Here is a 17,342-nt window from a genome sequence, read left to right as displayed (position 1 = left end):
ATAATAGTTAATAAAAAATAAATAATTACATGAAAAAGACATTCCTGTACCTATCTTTAATACTACTGACAGCCTGCGGCACGTCACGTTATGTTAACAGGTATGAGGCTACCCAATGGCCGGTCACACTGCCACAACACCCTCCCGATAAGCGCAGCAAAAAAGTCTATAATAATGCACAGATAGCCCCCGGCACCATTTATTTCAACAACCAGGATGCTGTTTCCGGATGGATTAAATTAGTACCTTATCATCCCGAACTGAAACATACCATAAAAATACCTATTATAAAAAGTCAGGATACTGATGATGAGCGAATATCCAGGGTTGGCAGGGAAAACATTGACAGCATCAGGATTTTTCCAAGTAAACCCGACAGACATGGGACAGCCCTTTTTGTTCCGGTAGTACCCATGAAATTCTGGAGAGCCATTGCAGTCAGGAACCAAACAGGCATTTATGTTCCACGGTTTATTATGGCCCTGCATGACAAATATTACCCCTATATCATTTTGTATAGTGAAGGCCAAAAACATACCATCCTGAAAAGGTTCTTCCATGGCGATGTAAAAGGTAAACATATACGTCATGCACTCGTAAAATTTATCCGTCACCGATACGGAATACACAAGCGGGTAAATGATTTTAAAGATGAGCACGAAATGTTCAATTTCATCCTGGATCAGGAAGAAATCAGGAACAGGCATTTGTCGGCAGGAAAATAAAAATTAAATTTTTCCCTCCCCCTCAGCTATAGAAAGAAAACAGAATTGGGTTTTAGATTTGAAATAAATTCAAATATCATGAAGATCTATTTTCTGTTGGGATGTCTGCTCGTCAGTGCGTCCACGTTTGCGCAAAAAATCAGCGAGGCCAAAGTACCTGCTGTGGTTAAAACCGCTTTAACCAAAAAGTTCCCCAACGCTACCGGTATAAAATGGGAAATGGAGCAGCAAAACTACGAGGCTGGTTTTACTGATAACAATCAGCACGTTTCCGCAGTATTTGACGTAAAGGGTAACTGGATGGAAACGGAAACGCCTATTCCTGCGGCTGAACTACCAAAAGCAGCTACCGCATATATCGCCAGCCATTATAAAGGTGCAAAGATTAAGGAGACAGCCCGTATTCAGAAAGCCAGTGGCGCTATCAATTACGAAGCAGAAATAAAAGGCAAAGATGTTATTTTCGACGACAAGGGCGCAGTCCTGTAACAGATTGAAAAGATTCATGTTTTAGGCCCGCATTTGCCAGAGGACTAGGCATCAAATCAAAAATGGCCGTCTCTACTGAATAGAGACGGCCATTTTAACCAATACGATATGTGATATTTTTTCCCATTAATTAATTAATTAATTAATTAATTAAACCTGCAATCAATTATCTCCCATCCCGAATTTGATTACGGAATTTGATGCAGGTCGTTCTGCTGTAATCATCGAAGATGCATCATTCACTGGTGTCCAGCGTTCTTTACCGAATTTGCTAAAATCAATATAGCTGCCAAGCACGGTAAAATGTTCGAATACAAAAGGAATCCCTTCTGCTCCGAGTGCAGAACGCTGATCTGCAACATGGAAGTGAAGATGCGGGCCGGTTGTCTGACCAGTAAACCCGAGGGCAGCAATGACGTCTCCTTTTTTTACCCGTTGTCCGGGTACGACTTTAATACTTCCTGGTTTCAGATGTTCGTAAAATGCGATGCAGTTATTTCCGATATCCAATGAAATGTAGTTGCCTGTGGCCTTCCCGGCGGGGCATTCCGGATGACCAGACAAAGTGCTACTTTCCTGGAAATCATTTCTGGTGGCTGAAATAACACCATCGCTCACCGCAAGTACGGCTGCTGCATAGCCGTACCAATTTTTCACCACATTATTATCCCCGTTTGCATAATGCCCCTGCTTATCCAGCTTGATGAAATCAATGGCAAAACGTCCCGGAATCCGGGCCTTCCCATCAACCGTGTAAATTACCCTGCGATGTCCACGGCTCCAGGCAGGATCGTAAACTGCAACCCAGGGACCACCGCTTAAAGGGGCTCCCAGCACTATTGGTGGCTTCCCTGATAAGCTCAGCGGTGCACCCAGCACCGAAAACGCCTGCTTTTTATTGCCCTGGGATAATGTGAAACTAAGACGATGAACCAGTTGTGCATTATTTTTATCATGTTGCAATTCAAGATAGACTACCCTTGAATTACCCGGTGCAATAATATTCTCTTTATCCTGCAATTGCAATCCCAGCCTGCTAAACCTATTCATCAGATCATCCCTGCCAAATGTGGCAACAACAGAAGAATCAACAACATTCAATACATCCATCTTTTCAAGACTGATGGAATCGTTGGAGAAATTAGTCAGATAAAGCTCGTAGTAAACCGCAGGCTTTCCGTTTATAATGACAGAACCAGGCATAAAAGGAATATGCATATCGACAGATTGCCGGTATTCCTGGCAAAAGCCCGGCTCCATACTTGCGATAACTATCAGTAGGACGTATAACAACCTGTTGATTATTGCCATGCTATATTTTTTGATGTAACCTGATTTAAATTTAAGCAAAAAGATTTGTTAGCCTATCAGCACCATAAATAAAACCCTAAACCAGGGACATCGCTTGCTGATGTGCCAATAGCCTATAGAAACGCTGACCAGAATATAGCAAGAAACGGGTTTTACCGGGGACCGGGTCCTGCTAATTTTGTGCAATAAAATTATAGAAAATGCAGCGATTAAAAGACAAAACGGCCTTAATCACAGGTGGTACCAGTGGTATTGGCAAGGCCACCGCAATGGATTTTATTGAAAACGGCGCTTCAGTGATTATTACGGGTCGCTTCAAAAACACCGTAGACGCCACTGTAAGTGAACTGGGACCTAAAGCCAAAGGAATTGTTTCGGATGCCGGAAAAATGGAAGATATCCTAAGTTTGGCTGAAAAAGTGAAACTGATCTCACCGCAGGTGGATATACTTTACGTAAATGCAGGCTTCGGAAAATATGCACCGTTAGCACTGATAGATGAGTTGCATTTTAATGAACAATTCGATGTAATCGTTAAGGGAACGTTGTTTACAGTGCAACAGATTTTACCTTTAATGAAAGCCGGCGGATCTATCATTTTGAATACTTCTATTGTAACAGAAGTTGGAATGCCTAATTCTTCCGTTTACTCTGCCGCAAAATCTGCAGTACAATCGTTTACAAAAACATTTGCGTCCGAATTGGCTCCCAGGAAAATCAGGATTAACGCAGTAAGCCCAGGGCCCATAAATACCAATTATTTCGACCGGTCTAATTTGTCGTCAGACCAGGTACAGGCGATGGCTGGTGCTGTTATGCCACAGGTTCCACTGGCTCGTTTCGGAGAACCGGCTGAAGTGGCTAAAGTGGTAACCTTTCTGGCTTCTGAAGAATCTTCATTTATGCATGGTACGGAATTGTTTGTTGACGGCGGATTTCCAAAGATTAAATGATTCAGTGTAACCAATACGGTAAATAAAAAGGCTTCAACTAATTGTTAAGTTGAAGCCTTTTTATTTCAAAAAATAAAGTTAATTTATTGGGGAATTTTTTCCTTTGAAACGATAGCAACCAGGGAGAAGTCAGTTTCAATCTGGGTTGTTGTTCCGGGTACCACATTACCCGTCTTCTTAACTTTAAGTACATACCTAAACCCTGCTTCTGGTTTAAACCCTGTTATTATAACCAATGGCAGATAGTCATTCTCTCCCACTTTCTTTGCAACCATCCAGAGCGCCTCTCCGACAGGGGTACCTTCAGGAAACCAACCCGGTGATATTGCCCCTCCATATACATCAACCTGTAAGGTGATGTCCGGCTCAATAACCTCGTCATGACTTTTTTTACATGCAAAGCTTCCAATAACTATCAGGAGCAGCCACAGGGCATTTAAACGATTAAGTTTTAATTTCATCATGTTGAATCTGAATATAGGAGGCATGAAGATATAGTATCTATCAATAAAATACAAGCACACCCTTGCGAAGCATGTACATGCATGTAAAGAAAAAATTGTCCCCTGCCGCCGCATACGCCCACGGCATCGTCACGCTCTATTTCTTTTAAGTTCCATTTTCTCCAGCTTCCTGATACGATTATGTAAAATCGGGTGTGTATCTCTGAAAAATACATACCAGAGACTCACCCGGCCGCTTCCTGAATATTGTGATATCTTCAGCAGCGATGTACTGAGGGCCTTTCCATATCCCAGCCTGGCTGCAAAGGCGTCGCGGCGGTATTCCGTGAACCTGGAATCAGCGCGGTAAAAGAAATTAAAAACCAGGTTTAGCAACAGAAAGAACAGCCCTAGAAACAGGAACATCATTATCCATGGCAGCGCATGGAAATAATATGCTATACCGAATAACATTAAAAAGGCCAACAGACTTACCACTATGCCCTGTGCGAAGGCCTCCCGGATAAAATGCCTGGCCATACCCAATGTCACGTTCAGGGTTACACGTTGTATATATGCCGGTACATGATAAGCTATTAGCAGGCCGGCGCTGGCGAAGGTATCCCTGGCCCTGAGATGCCCCATTTCATGCGCTAATACCGCTGTCAGCTCCTCATCATCCAACATATCCATCAGGTCTGGTGAAACAGCAATGGTCCGTGCACCTATGGCAAAAGCTGCGGGCCCTTCGGTAGCGATGATACGTAACCGGTATTTCCGGCTATCCTGCGCTTTCCGCTGCAATATCGTCATACAGCGTTGTAAACGCTGTTCTTCCGCCTGTATTGGCCGTCTGACATTCATGGAAAGCTCCATTACCGGCACCAGCCAATAAACACCGGAAAGACAAAGCAGCGTGGCCCCTGCCAGCGTTAACCAGAATACACTATCCGGTAAAGCCTTAACAGGATGAAAGGCTGCAATGGCAATGAATGTTGCAGTGACTGCTAAAAAAATGTAACTAAGAAGTAGCACAAACTTAAGACTGTTGCTTATTCGCATATGGGGCAGGTTGATATATAGGTTATAACAAGTCCTTCAATTTACGAAATTTTCACGATCAACCGTCCGGTACTATCCTGTAAACAACTGTTCCTAAAATATCTATGTGCCAGCTGGCAGATGCATCAGGGAAGGGATCCATCTACTCTCTGGATAACCAGGCCATTATCCTTATGTTGGGTTTTATAATATTCGACCTTTGTTCTTTGGTTAAACACATTCACATTGGCGGCATTTAAAGACTGCAGGTCCATCACATGCCCGTTTACCGCTACCTCCTGCAATTGCATGGAACTGATATTATTTCCGTACAGCGCCAGGATCAGGTTCTCCGGATTATAACCTGGTGGAACAAGAAACCTGGTGGTGCAGGTAGTACTGTCTATCACCTGTGCCTTCAGATCAACCAACTTACTATTCCCTTGCAATAATAACGCGACAGACACGCCTGTTCCCGGCCATCTTATTTCAGGAGTATTTATTACAGACTTTATTTCCAGCTGCAGAAACCCATTAGTTTTGATATCCTCCTTCATGGCATCAGTTAGTTTGAAGCCAAGACCAAACCTGGCCGTACTGTCCCATGCAGGGGCCAGGGTAACAGGTGTAGATAGCTTTGCAAAATACAACGCATCAAAATCAGTGGTGATATTAGTAACAGCTTGTAGTTTACTTTTAGTAGAGCTAAGATTAGCCCAGGTCATATAATGCTTTTTATTGAAATATTTTTTCACGGTCTCACTCTGCTGGAAATAGAAGATACCATTTTCCTTTCCTGTGGCGGCATGCAGGATAGCAGCAAATTTGTCGTCACTTTCCGTAATAGGGGCAATACCTGATCCTACCTCAAAGGTACCTGACATCAGGTCAGTACCAATGGTATAATACTGACCAGGGAATTGCTGATCCAGCAGATATCCAAACGATGTGTACTCTTTTCCAACAGCATATAAAATACCTTTCTGCACATGTGCATTATGGGCATATACGATAATTTTAGCTCCAGGTCTGGATGTCTTTATCCATTTAATATTATCATACATGCAGGAATCCCGTACGATAGTTCTGCCCTCCACTTTTTCGGGTCCGTATTTCATGTAATGTATCCGTAAGGAGTATTCTATTTGTTCTACGCTTTGTTTCAGCTGTGCATCCCCTTCATACAGTGAGGCTGCTTTCCGGAAAGCAGTAAATTGTGGTTCCAGTTCTTCCAGCGGGTGCATCCTGGGATATTCATTCATCATACCTAAAGACAGATTAGCCCAGACAGCAAGCACTTGTTTAAACGTATCTGCTACCGGCATATTGGTTTGCCGGATAAAAGATAAAGCATCTTCCGCTACCCCTTGCATACCTTTATTCTCTGCCCCCATCATCCATACTTTATTGGCAGGGGTCTGCGTTAGGTTATAGTTCCTCACCCACTCTACTAAAGGCAGTAAATCATATTCAACTCTCATTTCCGGAAAATGCCGGATATAGCGCAAAGCAGATATTGCATCCCCCTTGCCGTTTACTACATAATCATTCAACGCACGTGTATCACTGAATTCTGACTCTGCCAGGATGATGATTTTAAAATCATTGAAACGAATCAGCCTTGTGGCAATGTTCATAAATGCCTGTAAGCATTCTTTTGTACCATGTGTGGCCTCACCAATGCCCACTATTGTTTTATCCCCTACCATTTCATGCAGGCGGGTAAATGCGGTAAAGGTATCTGCCGGCAAAAAGCTACCCAGACTTTCCGTCTGGGCATTGATCAGCTGGTTTAATCTTTCCTTGCCCGTTTGTGCCCGGACAAAACCATTGCATAACAGTAAGAAAACAACAATAACAACATGTTTAGGTATAGTATTCATGTATGATGATTTAAGCTAACTATAAAGCCAGCAATCCCGTTCGGATTCACCATATAATAATCATGCACCACAGTCAGGAAGGCAGGATGTAAATGGAATGACTAAAGATCATGTATACTTTTCTTTAAAGAGAAATAAGTGAGTTAAAACTATCCTAAAACTTTTTCTGCCAACAGCCAGCACTGTATGAATGTTACAAAATTATCTTGCCAACATGCGTATTTTATACTTCTTTCCTTAAATTAATTGGTTAATCTGTAATGAAAGCCTGCTCAATCTCATGTGAATCTTCCAACATGCGGAACTTTGTGATAAGGCCTTCTGCAATGGTGAATCGCATAACAAAATGCGCTTTGAATTTCTTTCCGGTTGCCTTTACCGTTCTTCCGGCTTTTCCAAAGACAGCGGCTTCGTTCCCATCAATAAATGTATGTTCCATTTCAAAATCATCTTCCGCCAACATATGTGCATCCATTAATTGCCGCAGTGCCTTTATTACCTCCTGTTTACTACTTTTCTGGCCCGTCCAAGGCATATATGGTGATGCTGCTATATAGAAATCAATTTCCTCCGCCAGGTATTGTGCAATGGTGGGTATGTCATTTCGGGAAGTTCCGTCAAAAAACCCGGCTAGCACTTCCTGGGTTTGCCTGTTCTCTGCTGATACAAACATGGTGTAGTATTTTTAATTGTGATTGTCTGATTTACTATTTCAATATCCGGATGCATGATTTTATATCAACTCGGCTTTTGCTTCCGCAATCTTTCCTTCTTTAAAAATAAAATCAAAAGTGCCATTCACTTTTTTCCCGGGAAATTCACCTGTAAATTCCACTTCAATATGAGCTGCTGTTTTACTGACAATAGCTAACCTGAGCAATTTTGTGTGGGTTTTGTAACCAATAAAGTATGTTTCAAAATACCGCCTGATGCCGGAATGTCCTTTAAAAACTTCACCGACAGACGGATCATTCAGGATGGCGCTTTCCTGCCATTTTTGTAAATAGGCCGCTGTGTCAAAAATATTGCTGACTGCAATCCAGTCCTGGATGAAAGCTGCTATATCCATTGTGATTTCTTTATTTTTATAAATAATATTGTCTTCAGCAAAAAATGTGGTGAGCGCACTAATGCCTATCAGTGGAAGGATGCTTTAAAGGCTATTGGTGTCAGGTGTGTCTTATTCCTGAATAACTTATTAAAAGATTGCGGATGCTCAAATCCTAACTGATAGGCAATTTCGGCAACGGACATATTACTTGATGTCAAATATTCTTTTGCTTTGGCAATCAATTTTGCGTGAATGTGTTGCTGTGCATTTTGTCCGGTCAACGAACGTAGCATATCACTTAAATACCGGGGTGAAAGGTTCAGTTGTGATGCCAGGAAGTCAACAGTAGGAAGTCCGTTTTGCAGGGATTCGTTTTCAAAATAGTTATCCAGCATTTGTTCCATTCTTGTAAGCAAATCGTGGCTGGCAACTTTTCTTGTAATGAACTGCCGTTTGTAGAAACGACTGCTGTAATTCAGTAGTACTTCAATATGCGACACTACAACATCCTGACTAAAATCATCAATCGTACTATTCAATTCTTCTTTAATGTGGTCAAAAACAGAAAAGATGATCTTTCTCTCTTTATCTGATAAAAACAAGGCTTCATTGGCTGTATATGAAAAGAAACCAAAGTTCCTGATCTTTGCATTAAGGGGATAATTCCGAATTAAATCAGGATGAAAAAGTAAAGTATATCCTGCATAATCCTGCTCACCGGAAGCACTTTGAATAACCTGGTTAGGGGCAACAAAAGACAATCCTCCTTCTTCAAAATCATAATAGTTTTGTCCATACCTGACTTTTCCCGTCAGGTTCAGCTTATATGAAATTTTATAGAAGTTTAGCAGTAATGCTTTAGGTAATTCATCCGGCGGTGTTTTAATATCTGCATAATTAACCAGACTAACCAAAGGATGCAGTGGTTTAGGAAAGCCTAACAGTTTGTGTAATTCCGAAATAGAATTGAATTGCTGCGGTATAATGTTTTCGTTTTTCATACGCTATACTAATTACATATCTCTCCCGAATTATCTATTATGCTAAAGGAGAAATACATCAGGTATAATTAAACAAACATTGCTTGTATTTTTTGATATTGTATCTCAGCACCAAATGTTTCTCTTTCATGGTACAAATTGATAGCATCTTCTCCGGCAAAATAACGCAGCTGATTTTTATTGTCAGTTGCTGCCGCATAAATAACAGCGGCAACCGCTTCAGCAGTTGAAAATCTGCTTATATTTTCTTCGCTATAACCCGCTGCCACTTTATCCGCCAGTTCCGTATAGGCCCCGTGTAATCCTCCATCCATGGAACGTCCGGCAAAGTCGGTTTGTATACCACCAGGCGCAACTATTTTCACTTTAACGCCAAAGTGAGCCAGCTCATAAGCGAGGCTTTCAGAAAACCCATCCACTGCGAACTTGGTAGCGGCATAAACCGAACAGGTCGGGTAGCCGGCCAGGCCGAACATAGAAGTAATGTTGATGAACATTCCAGCCTTTCTTTCCCTGAAATAAGGAATAAACCCTTTTGTTAAACGGATGACACCTAATAAATTTGTATTTAGCTGGCGGGTTATCTGTTCATCACTCAAGGCCTCCAATACGCCAATTAACCCATATCCTGCATTATTCAATACCAAATCAATGGTATGCATGGATATTGCCGCCGCCACCGTTTCCTTGATTTGTTCCGGATCTGTAACGTCTAACTTCAGTACTGAAACATTTTCCAGTGCGGTGAGTTCGGTTTCATATTGGGGATTTCGCATGGTTGCAATTACATTCCAACCTATTGACTGAAACAACCTGGCACTCGCTTTTCCCAGGCCAGTGGATGCCCCTGTAATAAATACTGTCTTTCTCATACCTGACTTTGCTTAAATTTTATGATACAAAAGTCGAAAGAAGTAAAGACCTGCATGTAGCCGGATTGAGTTAAGTTGTTGCCAAAATGACGAATTTCAGCTATGGATTTGCTATCATTGAAGTAACTGCTGTATCGCCTGCATATGCCCCACCAGCTGACGCTGCTCTTCTGCGGTAAGCTTATCAATCAACATTTCTATCTGCATCTCTGAGGCGCTGTTCAATTTAGTAAACAATGCCGCTCCTTTAGCGGTGAGCGAAAGCAGTGTAATACGGGCATCTTCAACAGCACGCTGTTTTGAAATAAGACCTGCATGCTCAAATTGTTTCAGTACCTTACTCAGGTACCCTTTATCTATCTCAATTTCAGACATCATCTGAGAAGCGCTCAAGGGGCCATTGGTATGTATTTCGTATATAATGCGCGCCTCTACCAGCGAATAATCGCTATTGAGTAAATGCCTGTTCAATAATCCCAGTAACTTTGTATAATAGCGGTTAAATGCCCTGATGCTGCTTATAGTAAGTTGCTTGACTTTCATAAAGATGCCTGATTAAGATAAAGTCATGTCATAACGCCTTTCTGTTACCGGCTTACCAAAACTATCAGATGTGCTTTCCTGTGTCAGGCGAAAGCCTGCACGCTGGTATAAGCCGATAGCCACCTGCTGCTCTTCGGTAGTCCAGAGATAGGCCTGTGATACCTGCCGCTCCTTCATAAATGCCATGAATTCATACATGAGCCGTTTCCCTAAACCAATACCACGGTATTCCGGCAGGAAAATAAAATAGCGCAACTGGAGCTGCTCTCCCCGATGCTGGGCGATCAGGGAACCCATTATCCGGCCATTATGCTGGCATATCCAGACTTTATCCTTCCTATCATCATACTCCCGCGCAAAATCACTCAGGCCATCCAGCACATAAGATTCAAACTTCAACCCGTAACTACATTCCCTGGCATATAAATCCCCATGCATATAAGCTATATAACCTAAATCTCCAGGCTGTAAGGTGTTTCTGATCTGGATGTCGGATAAGACAATCGCTGACATAATATATCTTCTTTAATGTAAATAGTTGAATTATTCAACCATTACAAAGAAAACCATTTTAGTTGAATTATTCAACTATTTTACAAAATCCTTAAACACAATTGATTTATCATAGTGGTGATGCATAAACCGGCTTACAGCCAGCAGAACAGCGGTGCCTGCTGTCAATATCTTATCAGCATATAAGCAACAACCTGCTCTCCCCCGGCTTTTCCCTGGGAGCCCTGTGTAAACACGGTGGCACCTTACTTCCGGGAGCATCCACTGCCAGCCGCCAAAGGTTACCAATGCCACAGTTGATCGGCTGCGCATCAGGCACAGCCTGATAGTGGAGATCGAAGAAATTATCCGTCAGGAAGGCCTCAAATCCTTCCGCCGGCCCATTATAAAGCTTTTCGAGTCCGGCCCGGATTTCAGGAATGAGAATTTTCTGTATGCCTTGTGCATTGGGCAATATATCACTGGACTCGCCATAGTACGTGCATAAAAAAGTGCTGGTAGGTATCGGCGCACGATCCACATGCCAGGAATAAACATCGGTAGGAAAAAACGGATAGGCGACATCACGCTCATAGTAGCTGATCACATTCAGCAACGGCGATGCGCCCTGCTCTTCCAGTAATAGCATATCATTCAAAAGAATTTCACGGGCCAGATTCCCCTGCTCACTCAACTGAAGCGCACGCAGCTCCTCCTCTTCAACGACCGTTATATTTCCATCTAACGCTATCTTGTGTACAATCTCAGAAAAATCCCCTGCCAGCTCGCGCTTCCAGCAAAGTGCATTCACCTGTCCGCTGTAGGGTGTAGCAATGAGGTCATGAAAACTTTCAACGTAGCCCACCTGGCTCCCGGCCGGAGATATATCTTTCATCATAAAATATCCTTTGACAATTACATACGGGAAAGCGATCCGCCAGTCCCGTCGGGCCGGAGCCGATGTAAAGGTACCAATGATAACCAAGAAACAGCCAGGCAACCAGCGAAAAGTTGGAGATACCTATTGACAGTATTTTGCCTGAGCCTCCTTTGCTTCCGCATCTCCCCGTGCCACTGCCTGCTGCAGGTGCTGACAGCCGGCTTCCTTTTGCCCGGCGCGCAGGTATACATAAGCGCTTAACCGGTAAGCCATACCTAATTCATATTGCTGCCCGATGCAAAATTGAAAATCGCGGAATGCACTGTTTAAACTATCGAGGTTGTAGTAGACCAGACCTCTGTCCAGCCTGATCACTACCATCGGAACATCATAACCTTGTCCCACATCAACTATTGAATTGGGGTTCAGGTCGATGTAAAATTTTTCACCGCCCTTGTGCCGGATGGCCGCCTGGAAGTCATCCAGCGCCTTCCTGTACTGGCCCAGGCTAAATTCATTTTGCCCCCTGTTAACCAAAGCCAATACATTGTTCGGGGATAGCCTGATAACGGCAGTATAATTTTGAATGGCAAGATCATGCTTCCCGAGTCTTGATAAGTCGGCACCACGATTAAGATAGGCAGGCAAAAATTTGGGGTTCGCTTCAATTGCCTTATCCAAGACTCCGATGGCTTCTTCCAGTTTGTTTTGGGCCTCAAACGCAGCAGCTTCTTTCAGGTAGTCTTTAGAGGATTTGAACATACAGGAGCAGCAAAGAAGGCATAGTCCAGCGATAAAATACTTTCCAGACATATAGTAAAGATTTTGGCAGAAGAATTATTGGTAGCTGATATTATAAAAAAGAAAGCATAAATCAAAGCCAATATCCGACCCGTCTGACAAACAATGATTTAGACATATCAAGCATAAGAAAATACGTATATGCAGCAGCGTTATACCCTAAAATGACTGTCTGAATGCAAGTGGCGACAACTTCGTTCTGGCCTTAAAGAGTTTACTAAAAGATTGCGAATGCTCGAAACCTAATGCATAGGCAATTTCCGATACAGATAAATTAGTTGCAGCTAATTTTTCCTTCGCCTTTTCAATGATGGCGTTATGTATATATTGTTGTGTATTCATGCCGGTAAGTGAACGAGAAATCCGTCTTGATACTAGCCTTAACAACATTCTCCACAACAGCATTCAACACTATTGCCATATGTTTGTTAAGTAACGCATGGCATAACCATTATGCCGACGATCTGCATAAAAGAGACACCATGAATAAACTGTTCAAACTTTTGTTGTGTATTGGATTGCCGTTACTTACAGGAGCTGTTGCCGGATATGTTACGCTGCAAAATGTAAACACCTGGTATCCGGGCCTGGAAAAACCATCTTTTAATCCTCCCAATGCGGTATTTGGGCCTGTATGGACTATATTATACATTTTGATGGGTATCTCCCTATATCTCGTATTACAGCAGCCTCCTTCTCCGGCGCGAAGGCGTGCCATCGTACTTTTCAGCATACAACTTTTCCTGAATTTCTGGTGGAGCATACTGTTCTTCCAGTTTCACTGGGTGAGGGTTGCCATGGCAGATATCTTATTGTTATGGCTATTCATCATTTTAATGATCAGGCAGTATTACCGGGTGTCGGCCACTGCCGCCAGCCTTCAATGGCCTTACCTCGCGTGGGTAAGTTTTGCCAGTATACTGAATGCCGCCATCTGGTACCTTAACTGATCCTTCTACTGGAGCACGCACCACCAGCACATATCCTAAGTCCGACGAAAGATCATTTAACGCTAACAGACATGCATATATTGATTACAGGAGCAAATGGTTACATAGGACAGCGCCTGGCGGCTGTGCTGGCAGAACAGGGACATCAGATTACCTGTTGTGTCAGGAGTAAAAAACGATTTACCACTGACCATATACCAGGACCTGTACAGGTGGTGGAAGTGGATTTTTCGGGAGATGTCAGCCAGGTCAGCTTTCCTGAAGATATTGATGTAGCTTTTTTCCTGATTCATTCCATGCGGGAAGGTGCTTCCTTCGAGGCTTCAGAACTTCGCGCCGTAACAAACTTCCTGCAGCTGGTGTCTGCTACGCGCTGCCAGCAGATCATTTACCTCAGTGGCATTGTAAACGCCCCGCAGCTGTCCAGGCATTTATCATCCAGACTCGCTGTAGAGCAGGCACTTCGTGCCGGCAAGGTGCCCGTTACTGTTTTACGGGCAGGAATCGTAGTAGGCTCCGGCAGCTCCTCATTTGAAATCATCCGCGACCTGGTGGAAAAACTTCCGGTGATGATAACACCGGAATGGGTCAACACCAGGTGTCAGCCTATAGCCATCAGGAATGTCATTTCTTTTCTCGCCGGCACACTGCTGATGAAAGAAGCCTACAACCAGGATTTCGATATTGGCGGCCCCGAAGTGCTTACCTATAAACAAATGCTGTTACAATTTGCAGCTGTTCGCGGCTTAAAACGTTATATCATTACGGTACCGGTAATGACTCCCCGCCTATCCAGTTACTGGCTCTATTTTGTCACCTCTACCTCCTACCAGCTGGCAGTAAACCTGGTAGACAGCATGAAAGTAGATGTAATATGTCGCCCCAATAACCTTTCCCGGCAACTCAACATCACCCTGCTAACCTATAAGGAAGCAGTAGCATTGGCATTTCAAAAAATCGAGCAACAGGAGGTAATCAGCAGCTGGAAAGATGCTTTCAGCGCTTCCAATGCAGATCCCAGGATCATAGGCAATATAGAAGTACCGGTATTCGGGTGTTTTAAAGATATCAAACGCCGCACTATTGATGGAAACGAACAGGAAGTGCTGCAAAAAATCTGGAGCATCGGCGGAGAAACCGGCTGGTATTACGGTAATACACTATGGAAACTGCGTGGCCTGATGGATAAAGCCTTTGGCGGCGTAGGACTCCGCAGAGGCCGCACCCACAGGACCAGCATATCTGGCGGCGATGCACTTGACTTCTGGCGGGTAATAGTGGCAGATAAAGCCAATAAGCGCCTGCTATTGTTTGCAGAGATGAAATTGCCGGGAGAAGCATGGCTGGAATTTCAGATCAATCAGAAAGAAGAACAGTCAGAACTGGTACAAACCGCCACCTTCCGCCCTAAAGGCATACTGGGCAGACTATACTGGTATAGCATGCTGCCTTTCCATTATTTCATCTTTAATGGAATGATCAATGCATTACTGAAAACCGATAAAAAGTGAATAAATTAGGATACTATTAAAAAATGTATTCCCAGGAACAAATAATTCATCAACCCCATAATCATCAAAAAATGAGCAGCTGTATCAACCACAAAACCCTTGTATTCCGATCACTAATCATAGCAATAGCAGTGGTCTTTTCCGGCGTTGTTGCCATAGCGCAGGAAACAACTGTCAAACCGGCTGCCCCGCCAGCCAATTTCAAAAGTCAGTATATGGATGTCAATGGCGTGAAGATCCATTACGTTATTGGTGGCAAAGGCGATCCACTGGTACTGGTCCATGGATTCGGGCAAAACTGGTATATGTGGAACAGGGTACTTCCTGCACTGGCAGTACACTTCACCATCATTGCGCCCGATTTGCGCGGCGTAGGCGAATCCGGCAAACCGGCATCAGGTTATGATAAAAAGAATATGGCGAAAGATATTCATGAACTGGTGAATAAGTTAGGGTATAACAGTATTAACCTCGCCGGCCACGACATAGGACTGATGGTGGCTTACGCCTATGCTGCGCAGTATGGCGATGAGGTAAAAAAAGTCGCCTTCCTGGATGCTTTACTTCCTGGTATTGAGCCCGTATGGTCCGACTCCAAGGATAAGCTCTGGTGGTTCGGTTTCTTTGGCTGGCCGGCATCCGGACAAGTGGTAGCGGGAAAAGAAAGAATTTTCCTGACGAATTTCTGGCCGGTTGTAGGGCATGTACAAAATGCCTTCACTACAGCGGAAAGCGAAGAATTTATCAGGGCCTATTCCGTGCCAGGAGCTACTACCGGCAGTTTCAGCTGGTTTGCTGCATTTCCGCAGGATGCCAGAGACAATTTACAGCTCAGTCAGCATAAGCTCACCATGCCCGTACTGGCCATGGGTGGCGAATACCAATCAGCTCCTTTCCTGGCAGATCATCTGCGATTAGTAGCCAACGATGTTAAGGAAGTGAAAATTATGGGGGCAGGGCACTGGCTGGTGCAGGAACAAACAGCACCCGTATTAAAGGGCCTGATGGATTTCTTCCTGCCATCCGCTTCCGAATAAATTGCTCCAACCTGCAAAATTGCATATTATTGCAATTAAGATAAATGGGGGTAAATACCTGATTGTATGCTGAAAGAAAAAAGATTTGAATTTATCCTGGACCAGTTAAAGAAGAAACAGCATGTCACTTTTGAAGGTGTATCTGCAAAGCTGGGTGTATCGGAAGATACCGTCAGGCGGGATATAGAATACCTGCATAAAAACGGGTTATTGTCGAAGATACGTGGCGGCGCTATGAGCAGGGCTACCAATCCATTGACCTTCCAGGACAGGAAAAATCATCTCAAAAAAGAGAAAAATATTATTGCCTTAAAAGCGCAGCCGCTAATCAAAAACGGCATGACCGTATTTATGGATGGCGGCACCACCATACACAGTGTGGCAGCCTATTTCCCTGCCGACCTGAAAATAAGGGTCATCACTAATAATTATACCGTTATCAGTGCATTGGCGGAACATAAAAACATTGAGCTGATTGTTGCCGGTGGCAATTTTGACCGTACCCTGCAAACTTTTTCCGGCTTCACCACCTGTTCCGGCATCGCTGAGTATATCGCAGATGTTTACCTGACGGGCACCTGCGGAGTAGACCTCCAATACGGCATCACTGCCGCTTTTCAGCAGGATGCGGAAGTAAAACGTGCCATGAAAAAAAACGCCAGGCAAACCATCGTACTGGCCAACCACGAACGGTTAGGACAGGTAGAAGCTTTTGGCGTTTGCAGCATGGAATCCATAGATGTTTTAATAACAGACCTGAATAGTGATGACCAGGAAATAGATGATTTCCGGCATATTGATATTCAAATCATTTAAATTATCCACCATACAGTTGCCTAAGCTCATTCCCGGGAATGAGCTTTTTTTATTTGCTGTAACCCTGCAAATATTTGCAATATTTTGCAAATTTGCATATTATTGCAATATAATTAATTCTTACAATAATTACATCTGCAATATGGGAATTGAACATATCGCCATATGGGTGGCCAACCTGGAACACATGAGATTGTTCTACATCAAATATTTTGGTGCAACATCCAATGATCTTTATTTTAATGCCAAAAAATTATTTTACTCCTATTTCCTGACCTTTGAAACGGGCCCGCGACTGGAGATCATGCATATGGACACCATCAGTGAACAACGCCAGCAGTACAGGGCACAACACAGGGGATTTGTGCATATGGCGTTTAAAATGGGCTCCAGGGAGGCTGTAGATGATATTATCACCACCCTCCGGCAGGATGGTTATAAAATTATCGGAGAGCCTCGGGTGACGGGAGACGGCTACTATGAGGGCATTTTCCTGGACCCGGAAGAAAATATTGTAGAAGTGCAGGCTTAATATTAAAGTAA

The 17,342-nt window shown here is 43.4% G+C and carries 20 protein-coding genes and 1 pseudogene; 8 read left to right on the top strand and 13 right to left on the bottom strand.

Translation table 11 applies throughout. From position 1 onward, the window contains the following. The first annotated feature begins 29 nt into the window (after window positions 1-29). Window positions 30-725, top strand: a complete 696-nt coding sequence (locus tag F3J22_RS13770; RefSeq protein WP_167018074.1) for a hypothetical protein — start codon at window positions 30-32, stop codon at window positions 723-725. 78 nt (window positions 726-803) lie between these two features. Then, window positions 804-1,214, top strand: coding sequence for a PepSY-like domain-containing protein (locus F3J22_RS13765; protein WP_167018072.1), 411 nt, complete (start codon window positions 804-806; stop codon window positions 1,212-1,214). Between the two features lie 162 nt (window positions 1,215-1,376). Here F3J22_RS13765 and F3J22_RS13760 read toward each other — a convergent pair whose 3' ends face one another. Continuing rightward, on the bottom strand, window positions 1,377-2,525 hold the full coding sequence (locus F3J22_RS13760; protein WP_167018070.1) for a M23 family metallopeptidase: 1,149 nt from the start codon (window positions 2,523-2,525) through the stop codon (window positions 1,377-1,379). Between the two features lie 200 nt (window positions 2,526-2,725). Between F3J22_RS13760 and F3J22_RS13755 the strand changes: the two genes are divergently transcribed. After that, window positions 2,726-3,478, top strand: a complete 753-nt coding sequence (locus F3J22_RS13755; protein WP_167018068.1) for an SDR family oxidoreductase — start codon at window positions 2,726-2,728, stop codon at window positions 3,476-3,478. A gap of 83 nt (window positions 3,479-3,561) precedes the next feature. On the opposite strand, the gene F3J22_RS13750 is transcribed toward F3J22_RS13755, so the two are convergent. From F3J22_RS13750 to F3J22_RS13695, 12 genes and pseudogenes are all read right to left on the bottom strand, one after another. Beyond that, window positions 3,562-3,942, bottom strand: coding sequence for a DUF4377 domain-containing protein (locus tag F3J22_RS13750; protein WP_167018066.1), 381 nt, complete (start codon window positions 3,940-3,942; stop codon window positions 3,562-3,564). Between the two features lie 129 nt (window positions 3,943-4,071). After that, window positions 4,072-4,983 (bottom strand): M48 family metalloprotease, encoded by a 912-nt coding sequence (locus F3J22_RS13745; protein ID WP_167018064.1) that lies wholly within the window; start codon window positions 4,981-4,983, stop codon window positions 4,072-4,074. A gap of 125 nt (window positions 4,984-5,108) precedes the next feature. Then, window positions 5,109-6,845, bottom strand: a complete 1,737-nt coding sequence (locus tag F3J22_RS13740) for an erythromycin esterase family protein (protein ID WP_167018062.1) — start codon at window positions 6,843-6,845, stop codon at window positions 5,109-5,111. A 250-nt stretch (window positions 6,846-7,095) separates the two neighbouring features. Then, complete coding sequence (locus tag F3J22_RS13735) at window positions 7,096-7,518, bottom strand: nuclear transport factor 2 family protein (protein WP_167018060.1); 423 nt, start codon at window positions 7,516-7,518, stop codon at window positions 7,096-7,098. Between the two features lie 60 nt (window positions 7,519-7,578). Continuing rightward, window positions 7,579-7,914, bottom strand: coding sequence for a nuclear transport factor 2 family protein (locus F3J22_RS13730; RefSeq protein ID WP_167018058.1), 336 nt, complete (start codon window positions 7,912-7,914; stop codon window positions 7,579-7,581). Between the two features lie 68 nt (window positions 7,915-7,982). Continuing rightward, window positions 7,983-8,897 (bottom strand): AraC family transcriptional regulator, encoded by a 915-nt coding sequence (locus F3J22_RS13725; RefSeq protein WP_167018056.1) that lies wholly within the window; start codon window positions 8,895-8,897, stop codon window positions 7,983-7,985. A 68-nt stretch (window positions 8,898-8,965) separates the two neighbouring features. Then, window positions 8,966-9,769 (bottom strand): SDR family oxidoreductase, encoded by an 804-nt coding sequence (locus F3J22_RS13720; RefSeq protein WP_167018054.1) that lies wholly within the window; start codon window positions 9,767-9,769, stop codon window positions 8,966-8,968. A gap of 114 nt (window positions 9,770-9,883) precedes the next feature. After that, window positions 9,884-10,312 (bottom strand): MarR family winged helix-turn-helix transcriptional regulator, encoded by a 429-nt coding sequence (locus F3J22_RS13715; RefSeq protein ID WP_167018052.1) that lies wholly within the window; start codon window positions 10,310-10,312, stop codon window positions 9,884-9,886. A 12-nt stretch (window positions 10,313-10,324) separates the two neighbouring features. Continuing rightward, window positions 10,325-10,825 carry a GNAT family N-acetyltransferase gene (locus tag F3J22_RS13710; protein WP_167018050.1) on the bottom strand — a complete coding sequence of 167 codons (501 nt, stop codon included), beginning with the start codon at window positions 10,823-10,825 and terminating at the stop codon, window positions 10,325-10,327. 175 nt (window positions 10,826-11,000) lie between these two features. Beyond that, window positions 11,001-11,702: a hypothetical protein gene (locus F3J22_RS13705; protein WP_240155051.1), complete on the bottom strand. Its 702-nt coding sequence runs from the start codon at window positions 11,700-11,702 to the stop codon at window positions 11,001-11,003. 123 nt (window positions 11,703-11,825) lie between these two features. Continuing rightward, the gene (locus F3J22_RS13700; RefSeq protein ID WP_167018048.1) at window positions 11,826-12,497 is read right to left on the bottom strand and encodes a tetratricopeptide repeat protein; all 672 of its coding nucleotides are present in this window, start codon (window positions 12,495-12,497) and stop codon (window positions 11,826-11,828) included. Window positions 12,498-12,644: 147 nt separating this feature from the next. Further along, window positions 12,645-12,842, bottom strand: a pseudogene (locus F3J22_RS13695) (helix-turn-helix domain-containing protein); the annotation flags it as partial. A gap of 125 nt (window positions 12,843-12,967) precedes the next feature. Here F3J22_RS13695 and F3J22_RS13690 point away from each other — a divergent pair. The 5 genes from F3J22_RS13690 to F3J22_RS13670 all read left to right on the top strand — a co-directional run bounded on the left by F3J22_RS13690 (window position 12,968) and on the right by F3J22_RS13670 (window position 17,331). After that, complete coding sequence (locus F3J22_RS13690) at window positions 12,968-13,435, top strand: TspO/MBR family protein (protein WP_167018046.1); 468 nt, start codon at window positions 12,968-12,970, stop codon at window positions 13,433-13,435. A gap of 71 nt (window positions 13,436-13,506) precedes the next feature. Next, window positions 13,507-14,946, top strand: coding sequence for an SDR family oxidoreductase (locus tag F3J22_RS13685; RefSeq protein WP_167018044.1), 1,440 nt, complete (start codon window positions 13,507-13,509; stop codon window positions 14,944-14,946). A 71-nt stretch (window positions 14,947-15,017) separates the two neighbouring features. After that, window positions 15,018-15,983, top strand: a complete 966-nt coding sequence (locus tag F3J22_RS13680) for an alpha/beta fold hydrolase (protein WP_167018042.1) — start codon at window positions 15,018-15,020, stop codon at window positions 15,981-15,983. Window positions 15,984-16,049: 66 nt separating this feature from the next. Continuing rightward, window positions 16,050-16,799: a DeoR/GlpR family DNA-binding transcription regulator gene (locus tag F3J22_RS13675; RefSeq protein WP_167018040.1), complete on the top strand. Its 750-nt coding sequence runs from the start codon at window positions 16,050-16,052 to the stop codon at window positions 16,797-16,799. Between the two features lie 142 nt (window positions 16,800-16,941). Further along, window positions 16,942-17,331, top strand: coding sequence for a VOC family protein (locus F3J22_RS13670; RefSeq protein ID WP_167018038.1), 390 nt, complete (start codon window positions 16,942-16,944; stop codon window positions 17,329-17,331). Window positions 17,332-17,342: the final 11 nt, after the last annotated feature.

Origin of the sequence: Chitinophaga sp. Cy-1792, from assembly GCF_011752935.1 — a bacterium.
In the GTDB taxonomy this organism is placed as follows: Bacteria; Bacteroidota; Bacteroidia; order Chitinophagales; family Chitinophagaceae; genus Chitinophaga.
Note: the sequence above shows the minus strand (reverse complement) of the source record. Positions and strands in the feature narration are given on the sequence as shown.

What these genes read in the sequence shown, in the direction of transcription:
- F3J22_RS13770 (WP_167018074.1), top strand. Translation starts at nt 30, where the DNA reads ATGAAAAAGACATTCCTGTACCTATCTTTAATACTACTGACAGCCTGC.
- F3J22_RS13765 (WP_167018072.1), top strand. Translation starts at nt 804, where the DNA reads ATGAAGATCTATTTTCTGTTGGGATGTCTGCTCGTCAGTGCGTCCACG.
- F3J22_RS13760 (WP_167018070.1), bottom strand. Translation starts at nt 2,525, where the DNA reads ATGGCAATAATCAACAGGTTGTTATACGTCCTACTGATAGTTATCGCA.
- F3J22_RS13755 (WP_167018068.1), top strand. Translation starts at nt 2,726, where the DNA reads ATGCAGCGATTAAAAGACAAAACGGCCTTAATCACAGGTGGTACCAGT.
- F3J22_RS13750 (WP_167018066.1), bottom strand. Translation starts at nt 3,942, where the DNA reads ATGATGAAATTAAAACTTAATCGTTTAAATGCCCTGTGGCTGCTCCTG.
- F3J22_RS13745 (WP_167018064.1), bottom strand. Translation starts at nt 4,983, where the DNA reads ATGCGAATAAGCAACAGTCTTAAGTTTGTGCTACTTCTTAGTTACATT.
- F3J22_RS13740 (WP_167018062.1), bottom strand. Translation starts at nt 6,845, where the DNA reads ATGAATACTATACCTAAACATGTTGTTATTGTTGTTTTCTTACTGTTA.
- F3J22_RS13735 (WP_167018060.1), bottom strand. Translation starts at nt 7,518, where the DNA reads ATGTTTGTATCAGCAGAGAACAGGCAAACCCAGGAAGTGCTAGCCGGG.
- F3J22_RS13730 (WP_167018058.1), bottom strand. Translation starts at nt 7,914, where the DNA reads ATGGATATAGCAGCTTTCATCCAGGACTGGATTGCAGTCAGCAATATT.
- F3J22_RS13725 (WP_167018056.1), bottom strand. Translation starts at nt 8,897, where the DNA reads ATGAAAAACGAAAACATTATACCGCAGCAATTCAATTCTATTTCGGAA.
- F3J22_RS13720 (WP_167018054.1), bottom strand. Translation starts at nt 9,769, where the DNA reads ATGAGAAAGACAGTATTTATTACAGGGGCATCCACTGGCCTGGGAAAA.
- F3J22_RS13715 (WP_167018052.1), bottom strand. Translation starts at nt 10,312, where the DNA reads ATGAAAGTCAAGCAACTTACTATAAGCAGCATCAGGGCATTTAACCGC.
- F3J22_RS13710 (WP_167018050.1), bottom strand. Translation starts at nt 10,825, where the DNA reads ATGTCAGCGATTGTCTTATCCGACATCCAGATCAGAAACACCTTACAG.
- F3J22_RS13705 (WP_240155051.1), bottom strand. Translation starts at nt 11,702, where the DNA reads ATGATGAAAGATATATCTCCGGCCGGGAGCCAGGTGGGCTACGTTGAA.
- F3J22_RS13700 (WP_167018048.1), bottom strand. Translation starts at nt 12,497, where the DNA reads ATGTCTGGAAAGTATTTTATCGCTGGACTATGCCTTCTTTGCTGCTCC.
- F3J22_RS13690 (WP_167018046.1), top strand. Translation starts at nt 12,968, where the DNA reads ATGAATAAACTGTTCAAACTTTTGTTGTGTATTGGATTGCCGTTACTT.
- F3J22_RS13685 (WP_167018044.1), top strand. Translation starts at nt 13,507, where the DNA reads ATGCATATATTGATTACAGGAGCAAATGGTTACATAGGACAGCGCCTG.
- F3J22_RS13680 (WP_167018042.1), top strand. Translation starts at nt 15,018, where the DNA reads ATGAGCAGCTGTATCAACCACAAAACCCTTGTATTCCGATCACTAATC.
- F3J22_RS13675 (WP_167018040.1), top strand. Translation starts at nt 16,050, where the DNA reads ATGCTGAAAGAAAAAAGATTTGAATTTATCCTGGACCAGTTAAAGAAG.
- F3J22_RS13670 (WP_167018038.1), top strand. Translation starts at nt 16,942, where the DNA reads ATGGGAATTGAACATATCGCCATATGGGTGGCCAACCTGGAACACATG.